General features: G+C 56.1%; 18 protein-coding genes. 16 read left to right on the top strand and 2 right to left on the bottom strand.

All coding sequences use genetic code 11. The features are described from left to right. Positions 1 to 20 precede the first annotated feature (20 nt). The 6 genes from KSF73_01870 to glpK are packed head-to-tail and all read left to right on the top strand — an operon-like array spanning position 21 to position 6,218. Positions 21 to 434: a PTS sugar transporter subunit IIA gene (locus KSF73_01870; GenBank protein ID MBV1774454.1), complete on the top strand. Its 414-nt coding sequence runs from the start codon at positions 21 to 23 to the stop codon at positions 432 to 434. Positions 435 to 483: 49 nt separating this feature from the next. Then, positions 484 to 753, top strand: a complete 270-nt coding sequence (locus KSF73_01865; protein MBV1774453.1) for an HPr family phosphocarrier protein — start codon at positions 484 to 486, stop codon at positions 751 to 753. Positions 754 to 767: 14 nt separating this feature from the next. Continuing rightward, complete coding sequence (gene ptsP / locus KSF73_01860; protein MBV1774452.1) at positions 768 to 2,492, top strand: phosphoenolpyruvate--protein phosphotransferase; 1,725 nt, start codon at positions 768 to 770, stop codon at positions 2,490 to 2,492. Positions 2,493 to 2,495: 3 nt separating this feature from the next. Continuing rightward, positions 2,496 to 3,590 (top strand): putative lipopolysaccharide heptosyltransferase III, encoded by a 1,095-nt coding sequence (gene rfaQ, locus KSF73_01855; GenBank protein ID MBV1774451.1) that lies wholly within the window; start codon positions 2,496 to 2,498, stop codon positions 3,588 to 3,590. Further along, a complete protein-coding gene (locus tag KSF73_01850; protein ID MBV1774450.1) occupies positions 3,587 to 4,717 on the top strand; it encodes a glycosyltransferase family 4 protein in 1,131 nt (376 codons plus the stop codon). Before rfaQ ends, KSF73_01850 begins: the two co-directional genes overlap by 4 nt. 13 nt (positions 4,718 to 4,730) lie before the next feature. After that, positions 4,731 to 6,218, top strand: a complete 1,488-nt coding sequence (glpK, locus tag KSF73_01845; GenBank protein ID MBV1774449.1) for a glycerol kinase GlpK — start codon at positions 4,731 to 4,733, stop codon at positions 6,216 to 6,218. Positions 6,219 to 6,221: 3 nt separating this feature from the next. Here the strand turns inward: glpK and KSF73_01840 are convergent, their stop codons facing one another. Continuing rightward, positions 6,222 to 6,794, bottom strand: a complete 573-nt coding sequence (locus KSF73_01840; GenBank protein MBV1774448.1) for a GNAT family N-acetyltransferase — start codon at positions 6,792 to 6,794, stop codon at positions 6,222 to 6,224. Between the two features lie 2 nt (positions 6,795 to 6,796). After that, positions 6,797 to 7,363: a hypothetical protein gene (locus tag KSF73_01835; GenBank protein MBV1774447.1), complete on the bottom strand. Its 567-nt coding sequence runs from the start codon at positions 7,361 to 7,363 to the stop codon at positions 6,797 to 6,799. 425 nt (positions 7,364 to 7,788) lie between these two features. Here KSF73_01835 and KSF73_01830 point away from each other — a divergent pair, with 425 nt between their 5' ends. The 10 genes from KSF73_01830 (at position 7,789) to fba (ending at position 19,800) form a co-directional block, all read left to right on the top strand. After that, entirely contained in the window at positions 7,789 to 8,439 is a 651-nt protein-coding gene (locus tag KSF73_01830; protein ID MBV1774446.1) for a molecular chaperone, read from the top strand. Continuing rightward, positions 8,396 to 10,792, top strand: a complete 2,397-nt coding sequence (locus KSF73_01825) for a fimbria/pilus outer membrane usher protein (GenBank protein ID MBV1774445.1) — start codon at positions 8,396 to 8,398, stop codon at positions 10,790 to 10,792. Before KSF73_01830 ends, KSF73_01825 begins: the two co-directional genes overlap by 44 nt. Next, complete coding sequence (locus KSF73_01820; GenBank protein ID MBV1774444.1) at positions 10,785 to 11,825, top strand: fimbrial protein; 1,041 nt, start codon at positions 10,785 to 10,787, stop codon at positions 11,823 to 11,825. The genes KSF73_01825 and KSF73_01820 overlap by 8 nt, the downstream gene beginning before the upstream one ends. Positions 11,826 to 11,904: 79 nt before the next feature. Further along, complete coding sequence (locus KSF73_01815) at positions 11,905 to 12,492, top strand: type 1 fimbrial protein (protein ID MBV1774443.1); 588 nt, start codon at positions 11,905 to 11,907, stop codon at positions 12,490 to 12,492. Between the two features lie 127 nt (positions 12,493 to 12,619). Beyond that, positions 12,620 to 12,964 (top strand): hypothetical protein, encoded by a 345-nt coding sequence (locus KSF73_01810; GenBank protein ID MBV1774442.1) that lies wholly within the window; start codon positions 12,620 to 12,622, stop codon positions 12,962 to 12,964. Positions 12,965 to 13,226: 262 nt separating this feature from the next. Then, positions 13,227 to 15,218, top strand: coding sequence for a transketolase (gene tkt, locus KSF73_01805; protein ID MBV1774441.1), 1,992 nt, complete (start codon positions 13,227 to 13,229; stop codon positions 15,216 to 15,218). A gap of 202 nt (positions 15,219 to 15,420) precedes the next feature. After that, positions 15,421 to 16,434 carry a type I glyceraldehyde-3-phosphate dehydrogenase gene (gene gap, locus KSF73_01800; GenBank protein ID MBV1774440.1) on the top strand — a complete coding sequence of 338 codons (1,014 nt, stop codon included), beginning with the start codon at positions 15,421 to 15,423 and terminating at the stop codon, positions 16,432 to 16,434. A 146-nt stretch (positions 16,435 to 16,580) separates the two neighbouring features. After that, complete coding sequence (locus KSF73_01795; GenBank protein MBV1774439.1) at positions 16,581 to 17,753, top strand: phosphoglycerate kinase; 1,173 nt, start codon at positions 16,581 to 16,583, stop codon at positions 17,751 to 17,753. Positions 17,754 to 17,757: 4 nt separating this feature from the next. Continuing rightward, positions 17,758 to 18,645 carry a DUF4349 domain-containing protein gene (locus KSF73_01790; GenBank protein ID MBV1774438.1) on the top strand — a complete coding sequence of 296 codons (888 nt, stop codon included), beginning with the start codon at positions 17,758 to 17,760 and terminating at the stop codon, positions 18,643 to 18,645. A gap of 90 nt (positions 18,646 to 18,735) precedes the next feature. Then, complete coding sequence (fba, locus tag KSF73_01785) at positions 18,736 to 19,800, top strand: fructose-bisphosphate aldolase class II (GenBank protein ID MBV1774437.1); 1,065 nt, start codon at positions 18,736 to 18,738, stop codon at positions 19,798 to 19,800. The last annotated feature ends 147 nt before the right edge of the window (positions 19,801 to 19,947 follow it).

Genomic DNA, 19,947 nt, shown 5'->3' with positions numbered 1-19,947 from the left:
AATCGCGCAGGATGAGGGTTATGGTCGGAATTCTATTGATCACACACTACGGTCTCGGGGAGAGCTATGCCGAATGTGCGGCACACGTGCTCGGTCGCCCCCTGCCCAATTTGCGCCATCTGGCCATCAATCGCCATGACGATCCCGATGAGGCCCGTCGCCGCGCCGAGGCGCTGGTCAATGAACTGGATGATGGATCCGGGGTGGTGATCCTGACCGATATTTATGGCGGAACACCTGCAAACGTTGCCTACAAGCTGATCAAGCCCGGCAAGGTGGAAGCGGTTGCGGGCGTTAATCTACCCATGCTGGTTCGCGCAATCTGTTACAGCCATGAAGCCATTGAAGTGACGGTAAGCAAGGCCGTGACGGGCGGGTTGGAAGGGGTGATGTATATGCTGCCACCCATCGCCCGAGAGCTGGGTCTGGATTAAGCACAGAACAAACGCAACACATAGCAATTCGTTAAACAGGAATGCATCCATGCAAAAGCGTGAAGCCGACATTATCAACAAGCTGGGCCTGCATGCCCGGGCATCCAGCAAGCTCACTCAGTTGGCGAGCAAATTTAATTGCGAAGTCTGGCTGAGCCGCAACGGCAAGCGCGTCAATGCAAAAAGTATTATGGGTGTCATGATGCTGGCAGCAGCCAAGGGCGCCCGCGTCGAGCTGGAAACCAATGGCCCGGATGAAGATGAGGCCATGGAGGCGTTGCTGGGGCTCATTGCCAATCGTTTTGACGAATCTGAATAAGGCGCAGCGGCGATATGGCGATCACCCTGCACGGTATCGGGATTGGTGGTGGCATCGCGATCGGGCGAGCCCATCTGATTTCACATACCGATCTTGAAGTCGCACACTACGATATCGAGGAACGCGAGATTCCGGCGGAACTGGCACGCTTTGACGCGGCCATCCGTGTTACGCGCAAGGAACTGGAAATGCTCTGGGGCTCGATCCCGGAGAATGCCCCGACCGAACTGGGCGCCTTCCTGTCCCTGCATGTGATGCTGCTCAATGATCACACCATTTCGCGCGAACCACGCGACATCATTGCCGAGCATCATTGCAATGCCGAATGGGCGCTCAAGCTGCAGCAGGATCGCCTGCTGGCGCAGTTCGACGAAATTGAAGAAGAATACCTGCGCGAACGCCGCAACGATGTGATTCAGGTGATCGAACGGATCCAGAAATCACTCGACGGTCGTCACGGCACGCGCTTTGTGGCACCTGACGATAGTCGTCATTGCATTCTGATTGCCCATGATCTCAGCCCGGCAGATATGGTGCTGTTCAAGCAATCAGAGTTTGCTGCTTTCCTGACCGATGTCGGCGGTCCAACCTCGCATACGGCTATTCTCGGCCGTAGTCTGGATATTCCGTCGATTCTGGCGTTGCACAATGCGCGCCAGTTGATTCGCGACGAAGAAACCATCATTGTGGATGGCTCGGCTGGCGTGGTCATTGTTGACCCCAGCGAAACCATCCTCGAAGAATATCGCCGCAAGCAGGCAAACCATCTGCAGGAAAAAAAGCGCCTCAAGAGTCTGAAAAAGACCGAGGCGATTACGTTGGATGGTACCAAGGTTGAAGTACTGGCCAATATCGAATCGGCCGCTGATTGTGAGCATGCGCTGGAACATGGTGCGGCCGGCGTGGGTCTGTTCCGGTCCGAATTTCTGTTTCTCGGGCGCGATGATCTGCCGAGCGAAGAAGAACAATTCAATGCCTATCGCGCCGTCATGGAAGGGATGCAGGGCAAGCCTGTCACCATCCGGACGGTCGATCTGGGTCGCGACAAAATGCCCAAGTGGGCCGATCACAACGCCAGTCCCAATCCGGCGCTGGGAATGACCGGTGTGCGCCTGTGTCTGTCCGAGCCGGTGATGTTCCGCACTCAGCTGCGCGCCATGCTGCGTGCGGCGAAATTCGGCCCGCTGAAAATGCTGGTGCCGATGCTCTCTGGCATCCACGAAATCAGCCAGATCCAGTTCCACCTTGAAGAAGCCCGCGAGTCTCTGCGGGACGATGGAGTGGATTTTGGCGAGCTGCAATTAGGTGGCATGATTGAAGTGCCGGCTGCGGCACTATCGATCTCGCACTTCCTGAAAAAGCTTGATTTCGTGTCGATTGGTACCAACGATCTGATCCAGTACACCCTGGCCGTCGATCGTTGCGACGATGCGGTGGCCAATCTGTATGATCCGCTGCATCCGGCGGTGCTGCATCTGATTCGCCACGTCATTCACACGGCCGACCGGTTGGGCAAGCCCGTATCGGTTTGCGGTGAAACGGCGGGCGATCCAAACCTGACACGTCTCTTACTGGCGCTGGGATTGCGCAGTTTTTCGATGCATCCCGCCCAGTTGCTGAATGTAAAACAAGTCATCCTGAAAACGGACCTGACCTCTATGGGTTCGCTGGCGAGCCGTATCCAGCGGGCGGAAGACTCCGGCCGCGTGCGCGAATTGCTGGCGGATCTGAACGACTGATCCATGCATCCTGTACTCAAACCCGACGACGCCATCGATGTGATGGCGTTGCGCTGTATTCTGGTCATCAAATTGCGCCATCATGGCGATGTGTTGCTATCTGGTCCGGTGCTGTCTGCGCTGAAAGCCGCCGCACCGCACACTGAAATTGACGCGCTGGTCTACAAAGACACCCGCGACATGATCGAACTGCATCCGGCCATGAGCCAGTTGCACCTGATCGACCGCCAGTGGAAAAAGCTGGGGCCGGTCGGGCAGCTGCGCGCCGAATGGCAATTGATCCGCACCCTCAAATCCCGCCAGTATGATCTGGTGGTGCATCTTACCGAGCATAATCGCGGCGCTTGGCTGATCCGCTTGCTTAAACCGCGCTGGTCGGTGGGCATGGAGGGCGATTTTGGGCGCTTCTTTGCCAAAACCTTTACCCATCGCTATCCGGTGATTGCAGGCAATCGTCGCCATACCGTGGAGATTCACCTCGATGCGTTGCGGCGGCTAGGAATTCAGCCCGATCCGCGTACGCGATTGACGATGATGCCCGGTGCGCCCGCCGAGCAGCATGTGGCCGAACTACTGGCCACGCACGGCGTGCAAGCCGGGCGTTATATCGTGGTGCATCCGGGTTCGCGCTGGTTATTTAAATGCTGGCCCGTCGAGCAGACGGTGGCGGTCTGTCGGCAGCTGCAGGCCGATGGCCATACCTTGGTGCTCACCGGGGCGCCCGATCCGGCAGAGGCAGGCATGGTCAATGCCGTCATTGCGGGGCTGAGCCAGCCGGTGGTGAATCTGCAAGGCCAGCTTACGCTGAAGCAACTGGGCGCCGTGATTGCATCGGCGCGCATGCTGTTCGGTGTCGATTCCGCGCCCATGCATATGGCTGCTGCGCTGGGCACGCCGGTGGTGGCGCTTTTTGGTCCCTCGGGTGAAATCGAATGGGCACCGTGGCAGGTGAAGCATCGCATTATCACCAGCGATCACCCCTGTCGTCCCTGCGGCCGAGATGGCTGTGGCGGGGGCAAGGTGAGCGATTGTCTGGTGCAGATTGGCAGCCAGCGTGTCTATGCTGCGATTCAGGATTTACTGGCGGAGTGCGCATGAGCGTGCCGCGTCTGGCCATCGTTCGCCAGAAATACAATGCCGCAGGCGGCGCAGAACGATTCGTTAGTCGGGTCATCGATGCCTTGCAGGGCAAGGTAGATGTCACCCTGATCGCGAGGAAATGGAATCAGCATGGCGGACAATCTACCGTCCGCGTGCGCCCGTTTTACATCGGTAGCGTGTGGCGCGACTGGAGTTTTGCCTGCGCGGTACGAGAAGTTGTGGCGGCCGGGGCCTTTGATCTGGTTCAGTCGCACGAACGTATTCCCGGCCTGCCGCTCTATCGTGCGGGCGACGGTGTGCATGCCGAATGGCTGATCCAGCGCGCCCGCGTTCAGTCGCCTGTCAAGCGACTGGGGCGCTGGCTGAATCCCTACCATCATTATCTCACCCGCGCCGAACGGCGGATGTTCGAGCATGCCAATATGCGTGCCGTCATCTGCGTATCTGAACTGGTCAAGCAGGATATCCTGCGCCATTTCCGCATTGATCCAGCCAAGTTACACGTCATCTACAACGGCATCGATACGGCAACGTGGTGCCCCGAATTGCGTGCGCAACTGCGTGATGATGCGCGTGCCAGATTGGGTCTGACGCCGGATCAGGTGGCGCTGGTGTTTGTGGGCTCTGGTTTCGAGCGCAAGGGCGTGGGTACAGCCGTCCGGGCGCTCGCGCAAAGCCCGGCACAGGTGCGATTACTGGTTGCGGGCAAGGATAAACATCAGCATCGCTATGAAACACTGGCAGCGGAGCTGGGCGTGTCGGATCGGGTGACCTTTCTGGGTAGTCTGGACGACGTGCGTCCGCTCTATGCTGCGGGCGATGCCTGCATCCTGCCGACATTGTACGAACCCTTTGGCAATGTGATCCTCGAAGCCATGTCCATGGGGGTGCCGGTGCTCACTACGCATACGGCGGGTGCGGCAGAATGGATACGCCACGGTGATAATGGATTTGTCATGGATGCACTGGACGTGGCAGGCTTCGCTCAAGCGATTGCTCGGATATGCGATGGCGAAAGAGCGGCTGAGATCGGCGCGCGTGCAAGAACAACCGTTGCACCTCATACGCCCGCAGCCATGACGGAGAAACTGGTAGCCCTGTATCAGCAGTTGCTGCCTGCATAACAAGGATCAAATGATGACCGAGCTGTTTCTGGCAATCGACCAGGGCACCACCAGTACCCGCGCCATGGTACTGGGCATGGATGGCAGCGTGCATGCGCGTGCGCAGCGAGAATTACCCCAGCATTATCCGGCCGATGGCTGGGTCGAGCACGATGCGCTGGAGATTCGCGATCATACCCTTGAGCTCTGCAAGCAAGCGCTGGCTGACGTCAGCCAGCCGGTGCGTGCCATCGGCATCACCAACCAGCGCGAAACCACGGTCATCTGGGATCGCCAGACCGGCCTGCCTATCCACAAGGCGATTGTCTGGCAGGACAGACGGACTGCGCCCTGGTGCGCCAGCCATCGCACGCCGGACGTAGAACGCTGGCTGGCCGAGCGCACAGGCCTGCTACTCGACCCGTATTTTTCCGCGACCAAGATTGCCTGGCTGCTGGATCAGGTACCCGGTGCTAGGGCGCGTGCCGAGCGTGGCGAGCTGGCCTTTGGCACGATAGATACCTGGCTAATCTGGACGCTGACTGGTGGCCGCGTACATGCCACCGATGCCAGCAATGCATCCCGCACCGCGCTGTTTAATATCCGGACGCAGACGTGGGATGCCGAGTTGCTGACCTTCTTCAACGTGCCTGATGCCATCCTGCCGACGGTACTCGATAGTGCCGATGATTTTGGTACGACCGATGCAGCGGTATTGGGCGTGGCTTTGCCGATTCGTGGTGTGGCGGGCGACCAGCAGGCGGCCACGGTCGGGCAGGCCTGCTTCGCGCCGGGCATGGTGAAGTCTACCTATGGCACCGGCTGTTTTATGGTGATGAATACCGGCGAGCAGATTGTGACGTCGCGCAATCGCCTACTCAGTACTGTTGCCTGGCGACTGAATGGCAAGGTCACCTACGCACTCGAAGGCAGTATTTTTGTGGCGGGTGCGGCGGTGCAATGGCTGCGCGATGCGGTGCGTCTGGTGAGTCACGCGGGTGAAACCGAACAGATTGCCCGTTCGATTCCCGATACGCGCGGAGTCTATCTGGTGCCAGCCTTTACCGGCCTTGGCGCGCCTTACTGGGACCCCGATGCGCGCGGGGCGATTGTCGGCCTGACGCGTGATACCGGCATGGCCGAAATCGTGCGGGCGGCGCTGGAAGCCGTGTGTTACCAGACCCGTGATTTGCTGGAAGCGATGCGAGCCGATGGCGCACAGATGCCCGCGGCCATTCGTGTCGATGGCGGTATGGCCGTGAACGACTGGGTGATGCAGTATCTGGCGGATTTGCTGGCTACACCGGTCGAGCGTCCGGCATTGACCGAAACCACCGCGCTTGGAGCCGCCTGGCTGGCCGCACTGGGTTCGGGCGCGGCTTCTAGTCTGGAAGAAATCGGCGCACGCTGGCAGTCGGTTGCCCGATTTGATCCGGCGATGGATGACACTGCGCGTGAGCGTCTGTATGGCGGCTGGCGTTCGGCGGTGGCCCGCGTCCAGTTGCAGCCGGGCAGTCGCTGATCCTTAGACGCGCGTCCGCGCAAACAGATGCATGTGGCGCGGCGTACCGTCTGCGTCACAGCGCTCATGACGCATGATGCCCTCCTCGATCATGCCGATCCGGTGCGCAAGGCGGATGGATGCCTGATTTTCCGTATCAACCAGCGCAAAGATCCGGTTTGCTTGTAATTCGCTAAACGCAAAATCGTGAAGCGCACGGGTCGCCTCGCTCATCAATCCCCGTCCGCATTCGCTTGTCCGCCCCCACCAGCCCGTTTCAAATGTGCGAAATTGCCAGTCGGGATGGTGTAGCTCCGCCACTCCTACAAGCAAACCTGTGTCCTGGCGAAAGGCGAGCCAGGGAAGATCCTTGCGCAACATACTGTTGGCTTGACCCAAACGGCACCAGCGCTCCATGGCATCCAGAGTGGGCGTTGCGCTCAACCAGCGCATGGATGCCGGAAAGGCGAGCAATTCATTCAGCGAACCGATCACTGCCGAAAAGACATGCTGGCCGTCTCCTGCCTGCGGTGGCCGTAATATCAGGCGGGTGGTGCGGATGCTGTCAGGTAATGCAATCAGGACAGGATCAAGCATGGTCAGCGCATCCCGATATGAGAGCGACCAATACCGAACAGCACACCGGCATCGTTGGGGTAATAGTCCTGTAGTACCGACTCCTCGCGCAGACCTGCTAGCAGGAGAGATTCGCACAAGGTGGTTTGACTCGCAGGCACCACACACGACAGGCGTCTCGCATTGAGTATCATGAAGCTATATGCAACCAGATGCATGAGTGCATCGGACAGACGTCCACTATTTTTCCATGCGGGGCGTGTCCATAAACTTATTTCATGCACGCCCTCTAGCCAGCGCATGTTTTGCAAGCCAACGGAACACGTGAGTTCGCCAGTTTGCCGGTCGAATGAGAGTAGGAGTAGGCGCTCACGCAAAATCCATTCAGCATGTGCCTCGCGGCAGGCAGCCTCTACACCGGTTTGCGAAGGGCGATGGTGGTTGATGGGCGCGTCTGGCTGCAGGTTCTGTTCAAAGAGTTCAAGTAGCGCTTGATACAGTAGGGGGCCATCGCCTTTGCGCGCAAGCCGCATATGCTGATACGGCGTATCAATCGTTTCCGGGTAATCGCACAAAATGGGATCACGCATAAGGTGGCAGCAGGGACAATAAGTGTTACTGCAGTTTAGGATTGTGCATGCCTATGCAGGCAAGACAATTGTGTGCGATGAAGCATCTTTGCGGCAGAACTGCCATATTCACAACAACTTAGGCCGCTGTCTGGTTGGAAGAAGCATGCTGTTTCGTGAGGAAGATAAAATATTCTGAACGATAAGTATATTGCAATAGATACATATTAATATGCTGTGGTAACGTACATCTGAAATGTGCGAGAATGCCTCAGCACTATTCAGTTCGTTTGTGCAGTAAATAAAAGCCTAAATAATAGGCATACAAGAGGGAGCCCGGACATCCGGGACGAGAAGTGAAACGTCTGCTGCAATATTTTGTGGCTGCCGCACTGTGTTCGTCCAGTGCGTGGGCCGGTATTTCTCTGAGTGCAACCCGTCTGATTGTGAATGAAGGTCGGCGAGATACAAGCCTGACTGTTCGCAATACCGGCGGTGATGCTTTTCTTGCTCAATCCTGGTTGCAATCCGGTGTCAGTGATGATGCACCGGAAACGCTAGAACTATGGGTCACTCCACCTGTTGTGCGAATTGATCCAAATCGGGAAGCATTGGTGCGGATTGTGCCGCTGGATATTGCCAAACTCCCTAAAGAACAGGAATCTGTATTCTATTTGAATGTTCAGCAAGTGCCTGAAAATAAAGCTGATATTCAGAATAAGCTTGTTTTGGCCATTCGCCAGCGTTTAAAAGTGTTTTATCGTCCAAGCGGTTTAAAGGGCACATCTGAGGATGCACCCAAGCAGCTTGTATGGCGTGTCGAAGCTGCAACCGACGGGGGCTATACCGTATTTTTACGGAATCCCTCTGTTTATCACGTGAATTTTGCTGGTGTTTCCTTGCTTCGTGAAAAGCAATCGATTGCGGATCATGATGCATTTATGCTTAAACCGCTTGAATCCCGTGAAATCCACATTGATCGAAAGATCAATGTGGGTGCATCAATTGCAGATACGATTCGGTTTAGCACCATCAACGATTTCGGTGCCGAGGATGTCCAGGCTCATTCACTGCCTAACCCTAGCAGCGCTCAATAGCGCATTGACGCTAGAGGTTTCGGCAGCGCCGACGACGTTTACTCAGGATTTTTTACATAATTTCCGAAACGAATCGCCTGTCGACCTCAGTCAATTTGAGCGGAGTGCTTTGCCACCGGGCAAGTACCTGCTGGATGTGGTGATCAATGATCGCCAGCTAGATGCACGCATGGTTGAACTGGTCGCGGCAGGAGAAACAACGCGTCCCTGCATGAATCGGGAAAACATGCCGGAATTAGCGGAATTGTTTCCTGAAGCGCACTCGGACTGTATCGATCTCGTTGCCTTACTGCCTGGTGTGCAAATCAGTGTGGATGGTCCGGCGCAACGGTTGGTGATTTTCCTGCCCCAGCAGATCATGCAGCGTATTAAACGCCGCTCTTTGCGCAAGAGCTGGGATCAGGGCGTGGATGCGTTATTGGCCAATTACACGATTTCTGCTAATCGCAATTCTGCGGGGAGCCAGTTGTCGTTTGCAACGCAAATGGGTCTTAATACCGGACCTTGGCGCTGGCGAACCAGCTTGTCTGTTGTGCAAGGCGGAAAGCTAAGTGCGAATCGTATTGCACAGCTGCTGTACGGTTATCGACACCTATCCGACTGGAATGGTCAGCTGGTCGTGGGGAACGCGCTTGCTGGCGGAACTGTACTTGGGACAAACCGTATTTACGGTGTGCAGTTTCATACTGATACCGATATGGATCCCGATAAACTCGCTGGCGCTCGCCCGAAAGTACGGGGGTTGGCAAGAACCAATGCCACTATTCGAATTTTCCAGTCCGGACATCAGCTCTATTCGCGTAATGTGCCTCCCGGCGATTTTCTGATTGAAGATTTGCCTGTTCTACTGGGGAATCAGGACTTACTGGTCAGAGTTGAGGAAAGTGATGGCCGGGTGCAGGAGTATTTGCAGCCTGTTTCAGTATTACCCTCCATGCGTGCAACGGGTGAAAGCACGTGGTCTCTGGCCATCGGGCGCTCAGCGAGTGCATCCGACTTTAATATATTGAGCTGGCAGCATGCACGAGGGATCGCCTCGGAATGGACCTTCAATACGGAGGGGGTGCTTGGCAATCGCTATCAGGCGCTGAGTGCAGGTGTCACCCGTCAACTGGGCAATATGGGCGCACTTGAGGCGGATGTCTCGGTGTCTCATTATCACGATCCGTTCAATGACGGACGTGGTGCGAGTGCACGTGTTTTGTGGGCAAAAAGCCTGAGTGATACGCAGACAGATTTTCAGTTGATAGCCGCCCGACATGATTCGCCCGGCTATCTCGATATGAATGATGCGGTTGCGCTTAGCGAGTCCCCTCGGCTTAGCCGCCGGTTTCGCACCAAAGATTCATTGCAGATGATCGTGCAGCAACGCATTGGTGCGCGTCTGAGTGTCAGTGCCAATGCCACGCAGACTACGGCATGGGATAGTCAGGACAAGCAGCAGGTCACAGCCCTGAACGCAAACTGGCAAATGAGTGGTAGTTCATTGCTCTCCCTCTCGTATAACCGAACGCAGGTATTCGGTTTTCCAACGGCTACCTTTTTGATGCTGCAATGGCAGATGCCACTTGGTATCCGTCCGGATAATCAGTCGTTTATGAGTATCCGGCGGCAAGTTAATGATCCGGGCGGATCAGGGTATCAAGCGTCGCTCGGCGGCGCATTTGGTGAAAAGCTGCAGTCCAATTATGCGGTGACCTTATCTCACGGACAGGAAGCCAGTCTGGACGGTTTCCTCGGTCAGAATACATCGAAAGGGTTGGCTACCCTGTCATTCAGTCATTATTCGAATGGCACATCGCTTGGTGCACAGTTTTCCGGTGGATTGGCTTTGCATCGAGATGGCCTGACTTTGGGCACCATGTTGGGTGAGTCTGCCGCACTGGTTTACACAGGAGGGGTGGGGGACGTGAATATTTTAGGGTATCCCAATTCGGTATCTGATCGAAAAGGATACGCCCTGATTCCATCGCTGGCACCTTATCGCGAAAACAGTATTTTGCTCCAACCGGGTTTTGATCCGGCAGGCAATTCTGCCGAGGTGGAGACACTGTCCAAGGAAGTTGTGCCCTCGCGAGGGGCATTGGTTCGCATTCCCTTTAAGGCTCAGCGCGGGATTCCTGTGCTGTTAAGCATTCGCCGCGATAACGGCCAGTGGGTGCCACTGGGCGCGCGTATTGATCTGGGCGAAGGACGTGAAAACTGGGTAGGTCCGCGTGGGATGAGTTATGTGCTGCTGCCTGATACCTCTGGGGTAGCCAAGGTGGTATGGGGGGATGGGCGATGTACGTTTGCCTACGACGTGACACAGTCTGTCGAGTCGATTCGGCGCGAGGTGCAATGCAATGGCTAACTGCTTGCGTCTGATCTGGATGGGATGGATATTGCTTGGCTGCCTGATCGTGTCCGTTCGGGCTGACTGCTATTCATCGCCCAGTAATACCTATCCTTCTGTGGATACGGCCATTACCGAATACATGACCATCTCGATCCCAACCCTGAACTACAGTGCATTGTCCAAGGTGAGCGGGATGACACTGGCCTTTGGCTCAAGCAGCACGGCCACCTCGAACGACGGTAATCTGACCACTTTCGTGTGTGTGGTAGATACGCTGGTGAATACCACCACCAATGTCAATGCAAGCTTTAGCGGTTCGTCGGGGTCGATTTCGGGCTATTACAAACTGGCCAACAAGCTTTACCTGCGTGTCACCTTTCAAGCACTGAACAAGGCCTATCCATTCAGTCAGGACATGTCCTCGCTGACGACGCTGACGAATCCGGCCTCGCTGGGGCATCTGGCCGAGGTGGTATATATCGAGGATGGCACGACAACAGCCAATCCGAGTTACGCGGGTGGTCAGGTGGTGGCGCGTTTTCAGGAGCCCGCATGTGCATCCAATCCACGGGGAAACTATTCCAAAGTCGTGAATGGACGGACGCAGTATTACAACTGTCTGAATATGCAGCTCACCATTAATATCGGTGCAATCAGTACCGCAACCACCTGCAATGCAAATTTGCCATCGACCATATTGATTCCAACTCAGTTGGCATCCGTGATTACCAATACGACGAAGCAGGTGGCCACGTTTACAGCGACGCTAAACTGTTCCGGATTCAGTTCGGCCACGATTCTATTTAATGGACCCGCCGGAAGTGTGGGCACCAATTTGGCCAATCAAGGTACGGCTAGCCCGCTCAGTATCGGGCTGGCGCTTGCCAGCAGTGGAGGCATGATTTCGACGGGTGTGCCTGTCAGTTTGCCGATCACTTCGTCTACGTCAAATAGCTGGCTGTTTAATGTCTATACCATTTCATCATCTGCTTCATTGCAGCCGGGTACGATTAATGTGCCGGTTAATTGGACCATTACGTATCAGTAAGGGGCGGGTGGTTTAATCAGGCCTGCAAGAGTGGGGCCAAATCGGGCTAAAAGCCTAAAACGAGGGAAAGGAAGTCATCATGAAAACCAAACATTTGCTGCCTCTAGCACTGGCACTCACCAGTTTGGCTGGCTTTGCTGCCGGTCAGACATCGACTGCAGGTACTATCACATTCAGTGGTAAAGTGGTTGCACAGCCTTGTACGATCGACACATCGACAAGCACACAAACTGTGACCCTGCAAACAGTGAACACCACCAACTTCTCGGCAATTGGGGATACTGCTGCATTGCAGAACTTCAATCTGAAGTTCACCAATTGTACCTATTACGCAAATGCAACCAACAAGCTGCAAGTTGCGTGGAATGGTACTGCTGATGCAACCGTCAACACGACCTTCAACAATGGTGCTTCTACCGGTAAGGCAACCGGCGTGTCCCTGCAGGTGAAGGAAGCGACCAGCGACAGCAATGTCACACTGGACTCTGCTAACGCAATTGGTACCGTGGTGACACCGACCTTTACCTCCAAGTACACACTGGGCTCAGGTCTGACCGGTACCCAGGCAGTGACCCTGACGTATAGCGTGGCTTACTACGCCACCGCTGCTGCCGTTGGCGCAGGTACGGTCAGTGCTGCAGTGCCTATCGCGATCTCTTTCCCTTAATTTATCGGGGTAGACGACAAAACGGGCCTGAATGGCCCGTTTTTTATTGCCGGTTATCGGCATGGTCGTCACTGCATCTGTATTACGCCTAATACACAAGGAGAGTGAATGCAGTTGGAGTGTGGACATGATGCGCGGCGGTTGGCGAGGGGCTCGCCTGTATGTATGGGCGATGACGGTATGGCTGCTGCAGCCCGCATCGAATAGCGAATCCCAGTCATTTGCAGGAACGATCGAATTCCGCGGCGCCATTGTTGCACCCAGCTGTGTGGTCACGCCATCGGTGCGGGCTGGCAATCAGGGCGAGCAACTGGTATCTGTGAGTTACAGCCAATGTCCGGGTACGGCTGCTGTGCGATATCCCATGCCGCAAGTCAGCATCATCGGTACCGGCGGGCAGACCTTTCAGGGTAAGGAAATTGCTGTGAGCGGGTCTGCTCAGCGCATCAATATTCTTGTCGACTTACCTTGAGTTCAAATGGTGGACTGATGTACTGGAAAACGCACATACCCGCTATCTCGCATGCTTCTGTTGAATGACTCAATAAAATTGGCAAATATTTCCGTAACAAAACTACTTTTTAATCAAAAATGCAGTTGATATACAAAGACTTAGATTGCTTAAAACGCCTGTATAAAGGATAATCCGCGCCAAATTTTGCTGGCCTGCAACATAGGCCGACTCTGTCCGCAACCTGGCGCGCGCCTGCGCCTCGCTGATGAAAGATAGCTTCATGGCTTCTCGTACCGATCTGAGCAATGCGATCCGATTCCTCTCCATGGATGCAGTTCAACAAGCCAATTCCGGTCACCCCGGTGCCCCGATGGGCATGGCTGAAATTGCGCTGGCCCTGTGGGGTGGTCATCTGCGCCACAATCCGGCCAATCCGCACTGGGCAGATCGTGACCGCTTCGTGCTGTCGAATGGCCACGGTTCCATGCTGATTTACTCGCTGCTGCATCTCACCGGTTATGAGCTGAGCATCGATGATCTGAAGCAATTCCGTCAGCTGCATTCCAAGACGCCGGGTCACCCGGAGTATGGCTACGCACCGGGTGTGGAAACCACGACAGGTCCGCTGGGGCAGGGCATCACCAATGCAGTGGGTATGGCCATGGCTGAAAAGATGCTGGCCGCGCAGTTCAACCGTCCGGGTCACGCCATTGTCGATCACTACACCTATGTGTTCATGGGCGACGGCTGCCTGATGGAGGGCATTAGCCATGAAGCGTGTTCGCTGGCCGGCACCTGGAAACTGGGCAAGCTGATTGCCTTCTGGGACGATAACGGCATCTCCATTGATGGCCACGTCGAAGGCTGGTTTACCGATAATACCCCTGCACGTTTCGAATCCTATGGCTGGCATGTGATCGCCGGTGTGGATGGTCACGATGTCGATGCGGTTGACGCCGCCATCCGCGCAGCCAAGGCGGTCAGCGACAAGCCGACCCTGATCTGCTGCAAGACCGTCATCGGCAAGGGTTCGCCTAACAAGCAAGGCACACATGATGTGCACGGTGCGGCACTCGGCCACGCCGAAATCGCCGCCGCCCGCGAGCATCTGGGCTGGAGCCATGCCCCGTTTGAGATTCCGGCTGATGTCTATGCAGGCTGGAACGCACGCGACAAGGGCGCGACGCTGGAAAGCGAGTGGATCAAGCGTTTCGCTGATTACGAAGCTGCGCACCCTGAGTTGGCTGCCGAATTCCTGCGTCGCATGAAGGGCGAATTGCCTGCCAACTGGGCTGAAGTGAAAGCCGCTGCGCTGCAAAAGATTAACGATGCCGCACAAACTGTTGCGACCCGCAAGGCTAGCCAGATCGCCATCGAAGCGTTCTCGCCCGCTTTTCCGGAGTTCGTAGGCGGTTCCGCCGACCTGACCGGCTCCAATCTGACCAATTGGTCGGGGAGCAAGTGGATTGATAGCGAAGGCAACGGTAATTACATTAGCTACGGTGTGCGTGAATTCGGTATGGCTGCCATCATGAACGGTATGGCGCTGCACGGCGGTGTCCGTCCCTACGGCGGTACCTTCCTGATGTTCAGCGAATATGCACGCAATGCCCTGCGTATGGCTGCGCTGATGAAGCAGAACCCGATCTTCGTGTTTACCCACGATTCGATCGGTCTGGGCGAAGATGGTCCGACCCATCAGCCGGTGGAACAAACCGCTACCCTGCGCTACATCCCGAACATGAATACCTGGCGTCCCTGCGATACCATGGAAGCGGCTGTGGCTTGGGCGCATGCCATCGAGCAGAAATCGACCCCGTCCAGCATGATCCTGAGCCGCCAGAATCTGCCGTTTGTCAGTCGCGACGCTGCGCAAGTTGATGCGATCAACAAGGGTGGCTACGTGCTGCGTGATGCCGCCAATGGCGCGCCCAAGCTGGTGCTGATTGCCACCGGTTCGGAAATCGAACTGGCGCTGAAGGCGCGCGAACTGCTGGAAGCAGAAGGCGTGGCAACCCGCGTGGTGTCAATGCCATGTACCAATGTCTTTGATCGTCAGGACAAGACTTATCAGGCAGAAGTCCTGCCACGTGGCACTGCTCGCGTTGCCATCGAAGCGGGCGTATCCGACTTCTGGCGCAAGTATGTGGGGCTCGATGGTGCAGTGGTTGGTATGGATACCTTTGGTGAGTCCGCACCTGCGCCTGCACTGTTCAAGGCGTTTGGCTTCACGGTTGAAAACGTGGTGGCTGTCGCGAAGGCGGTATTGTAATCATTTGCTGTTTTGCGGCCCGTACATGCGGGTAAATGACAAACGGGAGGGAGAAATCCCTCCTTTTTGCATTGAAATCAAGGTTTAAGTACTAAATTTCCTGTGATGTAGTCGCACTTCATCGCAAGGAACAGGTAAAATCGCCTTTTTTGTAGTCTGAAATTTTTGACTACAACTTTCGAGTTTTCAGGAGAGTCACAAGATGTCCATCCGCATTGCCATCAACGGCTACGGTCGTATCGGTCGCAACGTATTGCGCGCAATCTACGAACTGAACCGCAATTCCGAGTTCAAGATCGTTGCCATCAACGCATCGGGTGACATCGAAACCAACGCCCACCTGACCAAGTTCGACACCGTTCACGGTCGCTTCAATGCCACCGTGAAGGCCGATGGCGACTGGCTGCGCATCAACGACGAAAACATCCGCTTCTTCAGCACCCGCAATCCGGCCGAACTGCCGTGGCGCGATCTGGGTATCGATGTGGTGCTGGAATGTACCGGCGCATTTACCAGCAAGGCCAAGTGTCAGGTGCATCTGGATGCGGGCGCCAAGAAGGTGCTGATCTCCGCTCCGGGCGACAAGGATGTCGACGCGACCATCGTGTACGGCGTCAACCACGACATTCTGCGCAGCGACATGACCGTCGTATCCAACGCCTCGTGTACCACCAATTGTCTGGCACCGGTAGCAAAGGTACTGAATGATGCCATCGGCATCGAAAAGGGTCTGATGACCACGATTCACGCCTACACCAACGATCAGGTGCTGACCGATGTGCGTCACAAGGATCTGCGTCGTGCCCGTTCTGCTACGCAATCCATCATCCCGACCAAGACTGGCGCAGCTGCGGCCGTGGGTCTGGTGCTGCCGGAACTGAATGGCAAGCTGGACGGCTACGCCATGCGCGTCCCGACCATCAATGTGTCGATGGTGGATCTGAGCTTTGTGGCCAAGCGCGACACCTCCAAGGAAGAAATCAATGCCCTGATGCGCGATGCCGCCAACGGCCTGATGAAGGGCGTGCTGGGTTACAACGATCTGCCGCTGGTGTCGATCGATTTCAACCACACTAACGAAGCCTCGATTTTCGACTCGACCCTGACCAAGGTGTCCAGCGGCAATCTGGTGAAGGTGGGTAGCTGGTACGACAACGAGTGGGGCTTCTCCGTGCAGATGCTCAATACCGCTCGTGCCATGATGGCAGCCAAGTAAGGTTGTCTGGCGGTGCCGGTTGGTGCCGCTTCCGTGTTTCCGGCCGCTGCTCAAGTGGCCGGATGCACATGTAGTCAGGCAATCGCACCTCCGCAAAATGTCTGCGCTACACTATTCATCTTTCATCACTATCCTATTTGCCTGCCATGAAATTCAAAAAGCTGACTGACCTCGATCTCGCCGGAAAACGTGTTCTGATTCGTGTCGATATGAATGTGCCCGTCAAGGACGGCAAGATCGGTGACGACACCCGTATCCGCGCCAGCCTGCCGACCATCGAACACGCGCTGAAGGCCGGTGCCGGTGTGATCGTGATGACCCACCTGGGCCGTCCGACCGAAGGTCAGGTCAACGAAGAGGACAAGTTGGCCCCCGTGGCAGCACGTCTGGGCGAATTGCTGGGCAAGACCGTGCCGGTGCTGGCTGACTGGACCGGGTTTCAGGTCAAGGCAGGCGAGCTGGTGATGCTGGAAAACGTCCGCTGCAATGTGGGCGAAAAGAAAAACAAGGACGATCTGGGTCAGGCCTATGCCGCGCTGTGTGATGTATTTGTCCATGATGCCTTTGGTACCTCGCACCGCGCCGAAGCCTCGACCTACGCAGTGGCCAAGTTTGCACCCGTTGCCTGCGCTGGCATTCTCATGGCGGCCGAGCTGGACGCACTGGGCAAGGCACTGGCACAACCGGCGCGTCCGCTGGTGGCGATCGTCGCAGGTTCCAAGGTGTCGACCAAGCTGACCATTCTCGAATCGCTGGCCGACAAGGTAGACCAGCTGATCGTGGGCGGCGGCATTGCCAATACCTTCCTGCTGGCGGAAGGCCGAGAAATCGGTAAATCGCTGGCAGAAGCCGATCTGGTCGATGCAGCCCGTGCCGTGATCGCCAAGATCCGCGCCCGTGGCGGCAATGTGCCGCTGCCAAGCGATGTGGTGGTGGGCCAGAAGTTTGCCGCTGACGAACCCGCTGTGACCAAAGCGCTGGCTGACGTGACAGCCGACGACATGATTTTTGATATTGGCCCGAATTCAGCAGCCGAACTGGCCGCCATCGTGGCACAAGCCGGTACCATCGTCTGGAATGGCCCGGTCGGCGTGTTCGAATTCGACCAGTTTGGCAAGGGTACCGAAACCCTGGCGCGCGCCATTGCCGCCAGCAAGGGCTTCTCGATTGCCGGTGGTGGCGACACGCTCGCCGCGGTGGGCAAGTATGGCATCACGGATGAAGTGAGCTATATCTCCACAGGTGGCGGTGCCTTCCTCGAATTCCTGGAAGGCAAGCTGTTGCCTGCAGTCGAAGTGCTTGAAGCGCGGAGCGAATAAGACGATGCGGGCGCTCTGGTGGAGTGTGATTGCTACAGTGGTGCTGGCTGCTTGCGGAAGAGTGGATAGCGAGCTCGTCAGCAAGCCTGTTGTGTTAAACATGCAGCAGAAAGAGACGCCTGCTGCATTTATGCCGCCTGTAGAAGTGCCCCTCCACTCAGCGCCCATGGTTGAGGATGTTCAGGCTGACAGGGCGGATGTAAATGTTCGTCGATATCTGGCTGTATCTCACTCCATCGAGCTTGAAGTAAAGGCTGCAGAGCAGGTCGAAACCACGTTATCAGACCTGACCAAGGGTGTGATGCAAGCCAATGGCGAGATACTGTCATCGCGTTTTGAGCGCAATGATCGCGTCAATCCAAGCGCAACCCTGGCGTTCAGATTGCTGCCTGCGACGGTTGAACCGTTCTTCGCCAGGATTCGCGGGCAGGGCGTGATTGTCAGTCAGGGGACCGAAAGCGAAGATAAAACCGCCGAAGTCGTCGATGTCGATGCCAAGCTGAAGAATCTCACCGAATCGCGTGATCGCATGCGCAAATTGCTGGCCGAAAAGCCCGGCAAGCTGGCTGATATCGTTGAACTGGAAAAAGCACTGACGGAAACGCAAAGCGAGCTCGATTCGATCGTCGGACGTCGCAAGGTATTGGCCAAACAGACCGATATGGTGCGCATGACGCTGGAAATTCATGCGACGCGATCCATCGCCGAGCGTAGTGCGTGGATGCCATTGAAGGACGCCTGGGAATCATCCGGATTTGTGTTCTTTTCGAGCCTGGGACATTTACTGTCGGCACTGATTGCCCTAGTGCCGTGGGCCATCCCGGTGGGCGTGCTGGTCTGGTGGGCGAAACGCCGCTGGGCAAAGCGCAAAGCGCGTGCAGCTGCGCAATAGCGTGGTATGGATGTAAAGCTAAGACAACGCAGGGCGGTCAATCGCCGCCCCGAGTGAAACAAACGAATCAATTATTGAATGGAGTAAGTCATGGCCCTCGTATCAATGCGTCAATTGCTGGATCACGCTGCTGAAAATGGTTACGGCCTGCCAGCGTTCAATGTGAACAACCTCGAGCAGGTTCAGGCCATCATGCAGGCCGCTGACGAGTGCAACAGCCCAGTGATCATGCAAGGTTCCGCCGGTGCCCGCAAATACGCAGGCGAGCCATTCCTGCGCCACCTGATTCTGGCCGCTGTCGAAGCCTATCCGCATATTCCGGTGGTCATGCATCAGGATCACGGTGCCAGCCCGGCCGTGTGTATTCAGGCCATCCGCTCGGGTTTCTCCAGCGTGATGATGGACGGCTCACTGATGGAAGATGCCAAGACCCCATCCAGCTACGAATACAACGTCGATGTGACCCGTCGCGTGGTGGAACTGTCGCACGCGATTGGCGTGTCCGTTGAAGGCGAGCTGGGTTGTCTGGGTTCGCTGGAAACCGGTGAAGGCGAGAAGGAAGACGGCCACGGTTTCGAAGGCAAGCTGAGCCACGATCAGCTCCTGACCGACCCGGAGCAGGCTGCTGACTTCGTCAAGCAGACCGGTGTGGATGCTCTGGCCATTGCCATCGGAACCAGCCATGGCGCTTACAAGTTTACCCGCAAGCCTACCGGTGACATTCTGGCCATCGAGCGCATCAAGGAAATCCACGCCCGCCTGCCGAACACCCACCTGGTGATGCACGGTAGCTCCAGCGTGCCGCAAGAATGGCTGGAAATCATCCGTCAGTACGGTGGCGATATGAAGGAAACCTACGGCGTGCCGGTTGAAGAAATCGTAACCGGTATCAAGTACGGCGTGCGCAAGATCAATATCGACACTGATATCCGTCTGGCGATGACCGGTGCGATCCGTCGCCATTTGGCCACCAACAAATCTGAATTCGACCCGCGCAAGTTCCTCAAAGATGCCATGGGCAGCGCCAGGGACATCTGTAAGGCACGCTTCGAAGCCTTCGGTTGCGCAGGTCAGGCCAGCAAGATCAAAGCGCTTAGCCTGGAAGCCATGTCCGATCGCTACAAGAAGGGCGAACTCGCTGCAATTATCAAATAAATCAAGACAATGGCATAAATTGGCATATTGCCATTTGTCGTTCTACAATTGAACGTAGTCTGATTTTGATGCACTATAGCGGCAGGTAACATATGTCTTTTGGTTATGAACCATCAGGCAGAAGTGTATGCCGTTGGATAGCAAGCA

The organism is Burkholderiaceae bacterium DAT-1 (assembly GCA_019084025.1).
GTDB lineage: Bacteria > Pseudomonadota > Gammaproteobacteria > Burkholderiales > Chitinimonadaceae > DAT-1.
This window is presented reverse-complemented; position numbering and strand designations above follow the sequence as displayed.